The 14808-nt window shown below is 34.7% G+C and carries 11 protein-coding genes; 5 read left to right on the forward strand and 6 right to left on the reverse strand.

Going from position 1 to position 14808, the window contains the following annotated elements:
* Window positions 1-2 precede the first annotated feature (2 nt).
* The gene (locus ACRDEC_RS13400) at window positions 3-962 is read left to right on the forward strand and encodes a hypothetical protein (protein WP_431498868.1); all 960 of its coding nucleotides are present in this window, start codon (window positions 3-5) and stop codon (window positions 960-962) included.
* Window positions 963-977: 15 nt separating this feature from the next.
* On the opposite strand, the gene ACRDEC_RS13405 is transcribed toward ACRDEC_RS13400, so the two are convergent.
* From ACRDEC_RS13405 to htpG, 5 genes are all read right to left on the reverse strand, one after another.
* A complete protein-coding gene (locus tag ACRDEC_RS13405) occupies window positions 978-2249 on the reverse strand; it encodes a patatin-like phospholipase family protein (RefSeq protein WP_431498869.1) in 1272 nt (423 codons plus the stop codon).
* Window positions 2250-2364: 115 nt separating this feature from the next.
* Window positions 2365-3474 carry an SCO family protein gene (locus tag ACRDEC_RS13410; protein ID WP_431498870.1) on the reverse strand — a complete coding sequence of 370 codons (1110 nt, stop codon included), beginning with the start codon at window positions 3472-3474 and terminating at the stop codon, window positions 2365-2367.
* A gap of 67 nt (window positions 3475-3541) precedes the next feature.
* Window positions 3542-4579: a hypothetical protein gene (locus ACRDEC_RS13415; protein ID WP_431498871.1), complete on the reverse strand. Its 1038-nt coding sequence runs from the start codon at window positions 4577-4579 to the stop codon at window positions 3542-3544.
* Between the two features lie 21 nt (window positions 4580-4600).
* On the reverse strand, window positions 4601-6457 hold the full coding sequence (locus ACRDEC_RS13420) for a tyrosinase family protein (protein ID WP_431498872.1): 1857 nt from the start codon (window positions 6455-6457) through the stop codon (window positions 4601-4603).
* Window positions 6458-6739: 282 nt separating this feature from the next.
* The gene (htpG, locus tag ACRDEC_RS13425; RefSeq protein WP_431498873.1) at window positions 6740-8641 is read right to left on the reverse strand and encodes a molecular chaperone HtpG; all 1902 of its coding nucleotides are present in this window, start codon (window positions 8639-8641) and stop codon (window positions 6740-6742) included.
* Window positions 8642-8822: 181 nt separating this feature from the next.
* Between htpG and ACRDEC_RS13430 the strand changes: the two genes are divergently transcribed.
* The 4 genes from ACRDEC_RS13430 to ACRDEC_RS13445 all read left to right on the forward strand — a co-directional run bounded on the left by ACRDEC_RS13430 (window position 8823) and on the right by ACRDEC_RS13445 (window position 12176).
* Entirely contained in the window at window positions 8823-9302 is a 480-nt protein-coding gene (locus ACRDEC_RS13430; protein WP_431498874.1) for a lipocalin family protein, read from the forward strand.
* A gap of 12 nt (window positions 9303-9314) precedes the next feature.
* Window positions 9315-10010 (forward strand): OmpA family protein, encoded by a 696-nt coding sequence (locus ACRDEC_RS13435; protein WP_431498875.1) that lies wholly within the window; start codon window positions 9315-9317, stop codon window positions 10008-10010.
* Window positions 10011-10111: 101 nt separating this feature from the next.
* Complete coding sequence (locus ACRDEC_RS13440) at window positions 10112-11056, forward strand: ABC transporter ATP-binding protein (protein WP_431498876.1); 945 nt, start codon at window positions 10112-10114, stop codon at window positions 11054-11056.
* A 112-nt stretch (window positions 11057-11168) separates the two neighbouring features.
* Window positions 11169-12176, forward strand: coding sequence for a 3-oxoacyl-ACP synthase III family protein (locus ACRDEC_RS13445; protein WP_431498877.1), 1008 nt, complete (start codon window positions 11169-11171; stop codon window positions 12174-12176).
* 64 nt (window positions 12177-12240) lie between these two features.
* Here the strand turns inward: ACRDEC_RS13445 and ACRDEC_RS13450 are convergent, their stop codons facing one another.
* The gene (locus tag ACRDEC_RS13450; RefSeq protein ID WP_431498878.1) at window positions 12241-14757 is read right to left on the reverse strand and encodes a TonB-dependent receptor domain-containing protein; all 2517 of its coding nucleotides are present in this window, start codon (window positions 14755-14757) and stop codon (window positions 12241-12243) included.
* Between the last annotated feature and the right edge of the window lie 51 nt (window positions 14758-14808).

Raw genomic sequence — 14808 nt, forward strand, 5'->3', positions numbered from 1 at the left:
TCATGAGAAAAGTGACCGTTTTATACACAAAAATCGAAAATTTCTTTTTTGAAAACAAAGGGAATATGGAATTCCTAGGCTTCTTCAGAATTTCAATAGGGGTAATGGTATTATTGCATTTTTTATCCATAATAAGCGATTTTGATAACTTTTTTTCCAGTCAAAGTATTGTGCCACAGGATATAATGGCTGTTTTTCATCCGAGCTGGCTGCTTACTTTTTCAAAAATAACCTCCTTTTTCGAATCAGTAGGAGTGGCTGAAATCGCTGTGATCTTTATGACAAAAACACTGTTTATTACATTATGCTGTACCATTATCATCGGATTTTATTCCAGAATAAGCGCTTTTCTGCTACTGATCTTACAAGTTGCTTTGCTGAAAGGAAGTTCTTTTTTCATTTATGGAGTTGATTTTTTCACAAGCATGTCACTGTTTTATCTGATATTATTGCCTTCAGATGCTCATTTTTCAGTGCTTCGTTTTCTTTTTAAAACGAAGGTCAGAGAAGTAAACTTTATGCCGGTCAAAAGAATGTTTCAAATACACATCAGTATGGCATATTTCTTTTCCGGATTTGATAAATTATTAGGTTACAACTGGCGAAATGGTGAATCTATCTGGAAAGCTATTAACCTGCCTTATGCCAACAGAGATTTTAATTTTGATTTTTCATGGATGGCAGATTATTCTTCGGTTTTAATTTTCATTGGCTGGTCAACAATCGTTATTGAAATGCTGTATCCTATTTTTGTCTGGATTCCTAAAACGCAAAAGACTTGGATGGTGCTCACTATTTCTATGCATTTGGGTATTGCTTTGGTACTGAACCTGTATTATTTTTCCGCGATTATGATTATTTGGAATCTGACTAATTTTTACTTTGAAAAAGAATCAGCTCCTGTAAAACTTCCGGTCTTTAAACGTTGGTTCTATAAAAAAGCAAGTCCGGCAAGTATATGATTTTCAGAAAATAGTTTAACAAGTGATGCAGGTGCTTTCGTAATAATCCCGCTTAGCGACTCTTATTTTTTTATATTCTTCCCAATTGAAACGAATTAAGAATTCTGCAGCTTTTTGCGCACCTCTGATAAACAAATCAACTTTAGCTTCTTCAGTAAGGCCAAAGTCAAGCCAGTTATGGTCACCAACGTCAATATAACCGATGAGGTGCCTGAAATCAGGGTTTTTATTTAAGAATTCGAAGTCATAGGCAAACCGTGAAGTGTCAAATATGGATCCTAATAAGCTGGGGATTTTTGCGTTTTTATTAATTTCTTTTTTGTCATATCCGAGTTTAACTCCAAAAGTGGGTGATGCAGGAATTTGTAGGTTTTTATGAAAAATATCGATGGGAAAATTGGAAATTATGCCTCCATCCATAAACAGCACTTCGGTAGGGACTGAGGCATTTAGACCGGTTTCTTCTTTCCATCTGTTCCAGGCTTTGGCTCCATTAGGGATATTTTTTATTTTAAAAGGAGTAAAGAAAAAAGGGATTGACATCGACGCTCTTACAAAATCAGCGGGATTCTGTGCATTGGGATTTGAATAGAACAGATCCATCATTTTTGGGAAGATAATTTTACTTTCAGTAGTAATGTCGGCGACAACTATGGCTATTTCGCTCCAATGCTCTGTTTTTGTGTATTCTTCTTTATCACCGTTGTCGTTTATTCTGAAGAGTTTATTTCCGTCTGCGACACCTTTCTCTCGTAATGCTTTTAGGTCGGCATAGTTTTTTATCTCTTTTTTCAGCAACAGCTTTTTCATCCATTGATGGAAATTTTTACCGGGATTTAATCCGAAATCCTTTTTAAAATCACCATAAATAGGTAAACCTTCCAGAATTAATTCTAAAGTTCCTGAACCTTTCAACAAGGCACTGATAAAATCACGGGCATTGTCATCGCCGTCAACAAAATCATATAAATCTTTATTACACAGGCAATCCAAGATCCAATCGGATTTTTCAATATCGCAAGTTCCTGCCGATGCCATGAGCATGGTGTTGATACTGCCTGCCGATGTTCCTGCAAGGCTCAGAAAGCGAATCCCGGCCTGTTCTAAAATATAGACGTAGCCAACCAAGGCAATTCCGAGTACTCCGCCACCTTCCTGAACTAAATCTACATATTGATTTCCATGTGAATCTACAATATCCGAAAATTTCTTATCCTTAATTTGGGATCGTAAATCATCCAGGATGCAATAAATATCCCCATTTTCTGTAAACTTTGTTTTATCCATGATTTCTAATTTATCAAGTAAATACCAAGACAAAATATGTTCGTAAAACAAAATAGAGCTGCCAGATTTGTTCCTGACAGCTTATTTTATAAATCCGAATTTTGAGAAACCCGGATTATTCCTTCAGCAGAGAATTAATTTTGTCTGAAACCGAAAGCACTGTCCAATTCTCATTTTTGATTATTGAAGCCAGCTTTCCGGCCTTATCAAATAAAAATAACTGGATTCCATGCTGATTTACAGTGCCGTTTCCATAATTTACTGTAGTGTTGAACTGTACATCCATTTTTTCTTTTTCCTCCGTATTTAAAGGAAGGAGAAATTTGTTGTTGCTGTCGAACATGAAATTATAAGAATCACCATACTTTTTCAGGACTTCGGCTTTATCAACATATTCATCATACGTGATGGCGTAAATTCCAAATTTATTCTTCTTTCCTGACAAATTTTTCTGCAGTTCTGCTAATTTGGATATGGTGCTTGCACACTTTTTCGGATTGGTACAGCTCGTGTAAAAAAACGTCACAATAAACGGTTTCTTTGTGTTTTTTAATTTGAAAGAGTCATTATTCTGATCTAAAAATGCAATATTCAAATCTTTATTTCTTCTCTCTTTTTTTTCTGTCAATTTTGAAAAGCTTTCTTTTTCTGTGCCAATTTTAGAAGAACAACAAGAGGCTTTGTGACTAACAGGTTCTTTTTGTTGCAGTTTTAATGCATTTAAAGTCTTCACAGCTTCTTCCTGAATCGTAGTTTTATAATTATAATTGCTGTTAAATTGAAAATCAGAAAAATTTACTTTAATGTTATAATCGTCAGAGGTAAATTTTTCGATAAGGGGTATTATCCTGTTATCAGGATATTTTCTACCCGTAAAAATAGCGGAGCAAATAATATTTTGGTTATCAGAAAGCGTTAATTCAGAAATCAGATAGTCAAGAACCCGCTTGTTTTCAGGAAAAAATGAAAATGAATACAACAAATAAGACCTAAACTCCAAAGCATCATTAAAGCCTTTGCCATCATAGATAGGATGGTTTTCGGTTAACCAAAGTGATAAGTTTTCTACAATTGAATCCGATTGATTATAATTCGATTTTGATGTTTCTATTAGTGCTGTTAACTCGGTAAATGAATTCTTTCCGTTTGCCTTTTTAATTCTTTCTGCAAAGTCCTCTTCATTAGCTTCAAAATTTACTGTATTTGAATTTATCTCACTTTTCATTTGACAATACATGTGAAAATTCAAAAAGAAGCAGATTAATAACAAGTATGGCTTTTTCATAACAGTTTTAAAAAGTGGGTCTTACCAGCAGCAAATATTTCTTCGAGATGGCTACTAATTCTCTTTCAGAATCATTTTTGCTGTTTGCTATTTCCCGGATTAAATTGTCCAGCGTGTCCGCTCTTTTTGCTTTTTTTCTGTAGGTAATTGCTTTTCTTTCATTTATCGCAAGTTGAACAGCAATAATTTTCAAATCAGAAGAAGCAGAAGGATCATTTAAAATCTCTGTTAAATAATTAACGGTTTCCCTTTTATTATAATTATAAAAGGCAATCAATGCACTTTCTCTGAATTTCGATTTCTCTTCTCTGGAAAGAAAAATAGATTTTAATTTGTCTTTTGCCGTCGGATACCCTCCTAAAGTCTGAATAGCTAATAAGCGTTCCTCTTCATTTTTTGTTTCCTGCATTATCTTATAAACAACCGGATAAAAATCTTTTTTAGGTGCAGATGAAAGGATTCTGATAGAAGTAAGAACATCTAAAGGTCTTGCATTGGAATCTTCTAAGCCTCTAATCAGTAATTGCTGAGCTTTTGTATCTCCGTTTAGTACCAGTTTGTTAAAGGCGAATTCTCTATAAACAAGGTCGGGATCTTCAACCATTTTATGATACGCATCCAATATTCCCGGCATAGAAGAAAAAGAAAGATTACCAATTAAACCTAAAGTTTCATCTCTTAGTGGCTTAGGTGTTCGCGAATTGGAAAACCAATTAACTATCTGATTAAAAAATTCAGCATCTTTATCAGCCTCATTATAAATCTTGTTTAATGCTAAAGCCCTTATTACAGGATTTTCATTTTCAGAAAGCACAATACGTTTAAATAGCATTTTTTGCTGTTCATCATAAATGATAGCATGTTTTTGAATCGCTTTTATCCGCTGTTCGGCCGGGTTTGAATTATTAATAAAAACAGTGGCATCTTTAAATACTCTGCCTTTATATTCTTCTACATTTCTAAGTATAGAATCTCTTTTAGTTTGTTGTGGAAAAACAACTGCGGAACTAAAAAGTAATAGTGTCAATATTATATATGTTTTCATTTATTTAAATTTTAAAATTTATTAATAAGGATAAAAATCATCATACCCAAAGTTAAGCAATCTGAAATCAATTGTGGTTTTAACAGTAGGTTGTGCACCCGGGAAAAAACCTCCAACTACAATTGGATAAGGAGTAAGCGGAGCAGTTGTTGGTCTGGCTAATGTTCCTGTTCCTTGTGATACGCCGGTTTTATTGTCCCATGGCCATAAAGAATCATCTACATATTGTCCAAAAGTCCTGTTTGAAGTAATCCTATTTGGGTTTCCAGGATCTACAGTAAATACAGGAGGTGATGAAGGACTGTTTGAATGACCGCCTTGTAAATCGTAAGTGCTGCTTTGCGTGGCATCAAAACGATTATTTAACCATTGCCATTTTGCCCATAATCGTTCAATATTTCCATGTAGAAAATAAAACAAAGGATCTTGCGGAGCAATATGCGGGCTACCACCTATCCAGGAAACTCCATTATTACCGGAATTATTGTGAGCACCATTGTGGGTTGTTCCTTCCATTCCTTTAAAACTGGAATAGTTGGCACCAAGAGCAAATGTTGCCATTTCTGTGGCCACTCCTGTACCTGTTCCCATTACACTACTAGGAATTCCATTGTTGCCATAAGGTGTTTTTCTTCTAATACCTGCTGCCTGACCGGTTATTTGCCAAGTACTTATTGGATTTGAAGGATTTATAATTGCTTGTGTGGCACCAACTAAAGTTGGGTTAGCTCCCATGAAATCAGCATTGAACATATTTGGTGATGAAATGTCAAAATGCCAGTAGGGTAGTGCAACACTAGGATCGCTTGATTGTAATAAACGTTCAATATGCAGCATAAAAGCCCTGTGCCAAGGTAAAAATGCAGAGCCAACATGAGCTTGTCTATGCGCTATAACATCAAAGCCTGCGGCATTACCACTATGAGAGTTTTTAAATAATTCGTAGAAATTATACGTTTGATGTATTTCTCTTAATGCTTCTAAATACCTATCACGTTCATTTGTTGATAGAGAGTTGGCATTCTTTCTGATTCTGACCATTACGGCTTCACGAGTTAATAAATCAGGTCCTTGTAAAACTTCAAATACGGCATCTTTATCTTCTGCACTTGGATTATTTTGATTGCCGGCAATTTTAAAACTTACCCAAGAACCATCACCACTTAATGTAAGGTTTGAAGTTACATCTGTCGCGGTTGTACCTGCAGCAAGGGTTCCAGTTGCAAATCGTAGCCTATTTAAGGAAGGCATATTTTGGACTGTAACATTAAGGGTTGCGCCAGGTGCACTGGGATTTAACCATTTCATTCTGCAGGAAACAGGATTCCAGGCTATATAATCGTCAATAGTGGTAATGCTGCCTACTTCTATGGTTACTTGTGGACGTGTATTAGGAATAGGGCCAGGGGAATTACTTACCATTAATCCTTTTCGCGCTATTACAACCTCATTACATGTTGCTCCTGCAGTTGCCATTTCTATTATGCTTGATTTGTCTGCAACAGATAAACTGCTCCCTTTTATAAAAAAGTTGAGCCAACCGCCATTGCCTGGTAAAGTGGCAAAAAATGATGTGCTGGAGCCTGAGTTTGTTGAAGAAATAATTAAATCACTGCTTAATCTCTTATTTCGGAATTCTACTTCAACTCCTCCTGGAAACTGCAAACCGCTTCCAAAATCTTTGTTGAAGTTAGTGATTCTTGCTCTACATTGGATAAATCCTGATGTTCCAATATAATCGTCGTGGTTCGATTCTGTATTGTTGACTTGTATTTCAACTAGCGGCATGCGTGAGCTTGGACAAGTTGGAATTACTGCACAACTATTTGCAAATAATGCAATAACAACAGAACAGAAGATAAAATAATAATGTCTCATAATTTATTTTTTAATTGTTTTTATTCTTATTAAAGGACATACTTTATACCTAATTTTATAAGATTTCAAAAGGTTGGTTTAATTCGAATTTCTATTATGTAAAGGTTTGATTATAAATTAAATAGCTAAACAGGGTATTTCCCCTTTTTTTAACAAGGTATTTCCCTTTTTTCAGTATGGTTTTTCAGTAAGGAATGTGAAAGTTTAGCGATTGATGCCCATAAAAAAAACCTGTGAGCAGAAGCCCCACAGGTTTTAATTTTTAATTCTTTGGCGAATGCCTTATTTAATCAGTTCAAAACTTCTTTTTACAAAAGCAGTTAACTCTTCACCTTTTAACAGGTTTTGAGATAATTTAGCTAAGTCCAGAGCTTGTTTAACCAAACCTTCCTGAGCTGATTCTTCTTTTGTGTTTAAAATTGTTGAGGCCAGATTAGAATTGGTATTTACAACCAGATTGTACATTTCCGGCATATTGCCCATTCCAAACATTCCACCGCCTCCGGACTGACTCATTTCTTTCATACGACGCAAAAATTCAGGCTGTGTAATGATAAATGGAGCAGCATTACTGTCTAAAGCTTCCAGTTGTACCGAATAATTTTGTTTTGGTACAAGATTTTCCAAAACAGTTTTTAAGCTATTTTGTTCTTCTTCAGATAATTTAGAAATAGCAGCTTCTTCTTTACGGATTAAATTATCGATGTGATCAGAATCTACACGAGTGAAAGTCAGATTTTCGTTATCTGCTTCTAATTTTTGAATTAAATGAGAGATAATTGGTGAATCCAATAATAACACTTCATAACCTTTTTCCTTGGCAATGTCAATGTAACTGTGTTGTGCGTCCTGGTTTCCTGCGTATAAAACAATTAACTTTCCGTCTTTGTCAGTTTGGTTGGCTTTGATTTTTTCCTTTAATTCTTCTAAAGTGAAATAGTTCCCATCAACTGTTGGATACAATACAAAAGCACCTGCTTTTTCATAGAACTTCGGTTCTGAAAGCATTCCGTACTCTAATACGATTTTAATGTCATTCCATTTTTTCTCGAAGTCCTCACGGTTTTCGTTAAACAATGATTTTAATTTATCAGCTACTTTACGGGTAATGTAGTTTGATATTTTTTTGACTTCACTGTCTGCCTGCAATCCGGAACGGGAAACATTTAAAGGAATATCCGGAGAATCAACAACTCCTTTTAACATCATTAAGAATTCAGGGACAATTCCTTCCACGTTATCGGTAACATAGACCTGATTTTGGAACAATTGAATTTTATCTTTTTGAATTTGAATGTCAGAACCCAGCTTAGGAAAGTATAAAATTCCTGTCAGGTTGAATGGGTAGTCTACATTCAAATGAATATTGAAAAGAGGTTCTTCAAACTGCATCGGGTACAATTCGCGGTAGAAACTTCTGTAATCTTCATCACTTAATTCGGTTGGTTGCTTTGTCCATGCCGGATTAGGATTATTGATGATGTTATCAACTTCTACTTCAGTAAAAATGTTGTCTTTGTCTTCTGTTTCAACAAATTCTCCTTTTTTCTGTTCTATTTTCTCTTTTCTGGTTCCGAATTTAATCGGAATAGGCATGAATTTATTGTACTTATTTAGTAATTCGTTGATTTTGAAGTCTTCCAGGAATTCTAAAGAATCGTCAGCAATATGCAGGATGATTTCAGTTCCGCGAGTCGTTTTGTCAGCAGGTTCCAAAGTAAATTCAGGACTGCCATCACAAGTCCAGTGTGCTGCCGGTTCTTCTTTGAAGGATTTCGTAATAATTTCCACTTTAGAAGCTACCATGAATGCAGAATAAAAACCCAATCCGAAATGACCGATGATTCCTGAATCTTTGGCAGAATCTTTGTATTTTTCCAAAAACTCTTCAGCACCTGAAAAGGCTACCTGGTTGATGTATTTTTCTACTTCATCAGCAGTCATCCCCAATCCCTGATCAATGATGTGTAGTTTTTTGCCTTCTTTATCGATTTTTACTTCGATAATTGGATTGCCATATTCTACTTTGGTTTCCCCAATGCTGGTTAGGTGTTTTAATTTTAATGTAGCGTCTGTACCGTTTGAAATCAATTCGCGTAAAAAGATTTCGTGATCGCTATATAAAAATTTCTTGATTAAGGGAAAGATGTTTTCTACCGAAACATTAATTTTTCCTGTTGTCATAGTATCTTGATTTTAAGTTTAATTTGATGATTTCTTTCTTTCAAATAAGATACCAATTGTTACAAAAATGACAAATTGGCGCATCTGTTTTTTTGTTTTTCTTGAGGTAATATTCCGATTTTATTAGAGTTTATGTATCCAAAATTCGTATTTTTGTAAGAATATCAATAAATTTTATACTATGAAAAAGATAATTTTAGTATTTACGTTAGTTATTTTGGCTGTTTCGTGTAAGACTCCAGCACCCGCTGCAAGTACTTCCGTAGATAGGAGGTCTCAAGTAGCTATTAAAGGAAATTGGACTATAGTTTCCGTTACTTATCCAGGGTCGGATATGTTTAAAGTTAAATCTTTTGATATTGCAGATGCAAAATGTTTTGAAGGAAGTACATGGAAATTTATTTCCAATAATGATTCAGGTGAAATGGCTCTGACACAAGTTGGCTGCCCTGGTTTTAGCTCGCCAATTAAATGGTATGTGAATAAAGACGGTCAATTTGTTTTAAAATTTTTGGCCGAAGGAATGAAAGCAAAACAACAGCAGGTAGGTTATATTTTAAAAGTAGATGACCAGACAATGGAATCATTCAAGTTACTTGACAACATTAATATTGGTGGTAAATTAACCAATGTTGTTTACCAATTCAGAAAAACTAACTAAAAAAATATTGTTATGAAAAAGTCAATTGTATATATACTTTCGGTAGTACTTCTTTTAGGAACGGTTTTAACCAGTTGTGAGGCGGTTAAAAATTCAAATAATACACAACGTGGTGCTGTAATTGGTGCAGTGGGCGGTGCTGTTTTGGGCGGTGTTCTGGGAAATAATATAGGAAAAGGAGGTAATGGTGCGCTTGGTGCAGTTCTTGGAGGTGTAGTAGGTGGAGTTGCCGGTGGAATGATTGGTAACAAAATGGACAAACAAGCCAGAAAGATAAGTGAAACATTACCAGGAGCTCAGGTAGAGAGAGTAGGAGAAGGTATTAAGCTTACATTGGGTGAAAATTCTATACGTTTTGATACTAATAAATCAACTTTAACTCCTGCCGCTAAAGCAAACTTGGATAAATTAGTGCCTGTTTTCAATGAATATCCTGACACTAATATTCAAATTTACGGTTATACTGACAGTTCAGGTGCTGACGATTATAATTTGAAATTATCAGATCAGAGAGCTGCATCTGTAAGAAGTTATCTGTCTGGTAAAGGCTTGGCAAATTCTCGTTTTACCACAACAGGTTTAGGAGAAGCTGATCCTATTGCTTCAAACGAAACGGCTGAAGGTAAATCACAAAACCGAAGAGTGGAATTTGCTATTACGGCAAATGATAAAATGGTGCAAGACGCTAAAAAAGAAGCTGGAAATTAAGATTTCGTTACGATATAAATAAATAAAAAGCTGTTTCTTCTTAGGAACAGCTTTTTTGTTTTTAAATAAACTTCGTAGTTTTGTCGTTCTAAAATTATAGCATGCTTCAAGTTAAAAATATTACCTTCGGATATACCGAAAATCCAGTTATTGAAAATGTAGATTTTTCGATTGCAAAAGGCCAAAACATAGCTGTTTTAGGTGAAAGTGGTTGTGGGAAAAGCACATTGCTTAAACTGATTTACGGTTTGTATGATATTGATGAAGGCAGTATTTTTTGGAACGAAACCGAAATTTTAGGACCGAAATTTAACCTGGTCCCGGGAATGCCTTTTATGAAATATCTGGCGCAGGATTTTGACTTAATGCCTTATATCACCGTTGCGGAAAATGTAGGTAAGTTTCTTTCTAATTTTTATCCTGAAGAGAAAAAACAACATATTCAGGAGTTGCTCGAAATAGTTGAAATGACTCAATATGCTGATGTGAAAGCACAGTTTCTGAGTGGTGGACAACAACAGCGTGTAGCTATTGCCAGGGTTTTAGCTTTAGAACCAGAGGTTTTATTACTTGATGAACCTTTCAGCCATATTGACAATTTTAGAAAAAATGCACTTCGCAGGAATTTGTTTGCCTATTTAAAAGCGAAAGGAATTACAGTTATTACAGCTACTCATGATAGTACTGACGCACTTTCTTATAGTGATGAAACCATTATTCTGAAAGACGGAAGAATTCTTGAAAAAGGTATTTCCAGTGAAATTTACAATTATCCGTTAAATAAATATGTGGCTTCTTTGTATGGTGAAGTAAACGAATTGCAATTATCACAGTTAACTTTTGTGGAAGGAGAAGATGAAACTATTTTAATTTATCCACATCAGCTTATAGTTGTTGAAAATGGTTTGTTGAGAGTAATTGTAAAACAATGCTATCTTAAAGGTAGTCATTATCTTATAAAATCAGTTTTGGATAAAAAAGTGATTTTCTTCGAGCATGATCAAGAATTGGAATTCAATCAGGAAGTAACTTTAATGATTAAATAGCATTAGGATAATCCCATAAAAATTGTTTAATCAGAAAAAAACAGTAACTTGTATTGTATTGTTTTGTTGTAAATGTAAATTTGCAATTCATTTTTAATTAAAAACGTAAAATATGTTTCATTCTAAAATAACTGGTTTAGGTTATTATGTGCCGGAGAATATCGTGACAAACGATGATTTGTCGAAAATTATTGATACTAATGATGAGTGGATTCAGGAGAGAACAGGTATAAAGCAACGTCGTCATATTATTAGAGGTGAAGATACGACAACCTCTATGGGAGTTAAAGCAGCAGAAATTGCCATTAAACGTTCTGGAGTTGCTAAAGAAGACATCGATTTTGTGATCTTTGCAACGCTAAGCCCGGATTATTATTTCCCAGGACCAGGTGTCTCAGTACAGCGTGATCTTGGTTTAAGAACGGTTGGAGCACTTGATGTTCGTAATCAATGTTCTGGTTTTGTGTATGCAGTTTCGATAGCTGACCAATATATCAAAACAGGAATGTATAAAAATATTTTGGTTATTGGTTCCGAAGTACATTCTACGGGATTAGATATGACTAGCAGAGGACGTAGTGTTTCTGTGATTTTTGGTGATGGAGCCGGAGCCGCGGTTTTGAGCAGAGAAGAGGATTTAACCAAAGGAATTTTGTCAACGCATTTACATGCTGAAGGATTGCATGCCGAAGAACTGATTGTTAAAGCGCCAGGAATGGGACAACGTTGGGTAACTGATATTATTGCTGATGCTGATCCGGATGATGAGAGCTATTTTCCGTACATGAATGGACAGTTTGTATTTAAAAATGCAGTTGTTCGTTTTAGCGAAGTAATTAATGAAGGTTTGGAAGCTAATAATTTACAGGTTTCGGATATTGATATGTTGATTCCTCATCAGGCTAATTTGAGAATTTCACAATTTATCCAGCAAAAGTTCAAATTGACCGATGATCAGGTATACAACAACATTATGGATTACGGAAATACCACTGCAGCATCTATTCCTATTGCATTAACAGAAGCTTGGGAAAAAGGAAAAATTAAGGATGGGGATACAGTAGTTCTTGCTGCTTTCGGTTCAGGATTTACCTGGGGAAGTGTCATTATAAAATGGTAATCTGATTTGTTTATAACAACAGAACTAAAAAAGCTCCATAATATTATGGAGCTTTTTTAGTTTGTTATAATAATCCACCGCCGCCGCCTTGGGTTTCGTTTGCATCACGTTGTTTACGCTGTAATGCTCTGTTTTTTCCACCACCAAATACGTAGTTGAATCCAACATAAAGCGTCTGGTTTTCCCAATAAAAAGCACCATACTGTCTGTAAGGGATATTTCCGTCGAAAGCAAAATGCATAGTATCGAAGATATCATTCAAACGTGTAGTTACTGTTCCTTTACCTTTCAATACGCTGTAAGTCAAACCAACATCAGCTTTGTACATTGCTTTCCTTTCAAACTGAAGACTTAAATCACGCCCTCTGTACATTCCGAATAATTGGAATTTTAATTTTGAAGTAGCTGTGAAAGTATTGTTGATTCTTGCATTGAAAGAAGTAACATCAATTTCAGCATTTTCCAATGCATTGCTGGTTACATTTTGTATCGTTCCTCTGACAGTCTTAAAATAGGCATCGGCACTTGCGTTAGCTGACCACCATTTTGTGAATTTTAAATTTGCAGAAGCTTCTATACCATAAGCATTGTTGTCATTGAAATTATCAAAAGAAAGAATCTTACGATTGTTAGAAGGATCATTCGGATCATTAAAAATAACTCTCGAAATTTCATCATTAATTCTTCTGTAAAACACTCCAGTTGTAACGGTTCCTAATTTCATGGTGCGAGTGTAATTTACTTCAAATGAATTTGTAAACTGAGGTTCTAAAGAAGGGTTTCCTCTAGATTCGATCAAAGGAGTTGTCCATTCTCTAATAGGGCTGATTTGACCAATACTTGGTCTGTCAACTCTTCTTGAATAATTAAAATTGAAAGAGTTTTTTTCGTTCAAAGTATAGGTTACAAAAGCAGATGGATAAAAAGTGAAGATGTCATCTGTTACTTTGTCTTTCTCATTTACACTTGTGTTTTGAGGAACATCATCCGATTTGAATCTCGTTTCATTTTTCGAAAAATCACCGGTAATATCATAATATTCCATTCTAAGACCTATCTGTGTACTCCACTTACTGTTCCATTCTTTGCTGTAATTTGCATAAACAGCACTGATATTTCTGTTAAAAGTAAAACGATTGTCAGCATTTTCGCTAAAATCATATGGAGTTACATACTCATTTCCAACTTCACCGGAATTAAAATTGTTTTTTGTGGTTTGAATTCTGGTTTCAGCACCCAATTCTAATTTTGTTTTTTCAGTTAGAGGATTTGTATAATCGATGTTTATCTGTGTATAATCAGTTACACCTTTGATAAGATTTCTTGTTTGAGAATCCGAAAATAAATTTCCATTAAATTCATTAGCACTGTCATCATAATGAGTGTCTTCGCTATTTTTGGTTTTAGAATAATTTACTTCAACTTCCAGAATTTCATCTTTTTTGTCGAAATTATGTTTAAAAGCCACATCATAGGTCTGTGAATCATTTTTATTATTATTTCTGAAAAACTGATAACTATCGTTATTCGCATTTCCGGAATAATCAACGATTGTTTTCCCTGTTCCTTTACTATGATTTAAACTTTGATTGGTATAAACCGAGAAAGTGTTCTTATCGTTGATATAGTAATCAATACCAAATTTCACTAAATGCGAGTTGCTCAAAGTCTTAAACTCAAAATTCTGAAGGTTTTCCAATCCGGGATTTGAACTGTTTACATAACCGTGATTAGCATTTATACCATGATTGAAACCATAATTAGTATAAAAATTCACTTTTCCAACTTTGTAATTAAGGTTTAAGGCAGAGTTTGATTTAGGTGTTTTACCAAAAGTTACTCCAGTGTTTATTGAGCCATTGAAACCAATATTTGCATTTTTGTGCAAAATGATATTGATAATTCCACTCATTCCCTCCGGATTGTATTTTGCTGAAGGGTTGGTGATTAATTCAATTTGTTTGATAGATGCCGAAGGAATTTGCTGTAATAATTGAGCTGCATCAACATTTGATGGTTTTCCGTCAATCAACACACGAACATTAGAATTTCCTCTTAAGCTTAATTCTTTGGTTTGCGGATCAATACTAACGGTTGGAATATTGTTTAAAATTTCCGAAGCATTGGTTCCTGATGCCACTATGTCTTTTCCTACAGTAACCACTTTTCTGTCTATTTTTTGCTCAATAGTTGTACGGTCTCTGACAACCGAAACTCCTTCCAGTTGCGTTGCCTCTTCTTCAAGAGCAATAGTTTTAAGCGACATTGATTTGTTTTCTGAGGATAAATTGAAATTACCTTCGTATTTCTTATATCCCATGAACTGGACTTCAATAGTGAAGTTTTTTAATTCTAAATTACCAACTGTAAATGTTCCGTTTTCTTTAGAAATTGCTCCGGAAACTACTTTTCCGGCATCCTTTACCGTAACTGTAGCATAAGGAATTGGTTCGTTGGTTTTTTTGTCGACTATTTTTCCGGTAATACTGCCGGGGTTTATAAAATTATTTGGTGCCGACGTTTGGGCGTGCATACTAACAAATTGCGCTAATATGCAAATGAGTAAAAGTTTGAGTTTCATACTGATTGTTTGTTTGTTTATTTGACTCTGATTGATGATTGGGTGTTTAGT

It is taken from the genome of Flavobacterium sp. (assembly GCF_050696275.1).
Taxonomy (GTDB): Bacteria; Bacteroidota; Bacteroidia; order Flavobacteriales; family Flavobacteriaceae; genus Flavobacterium.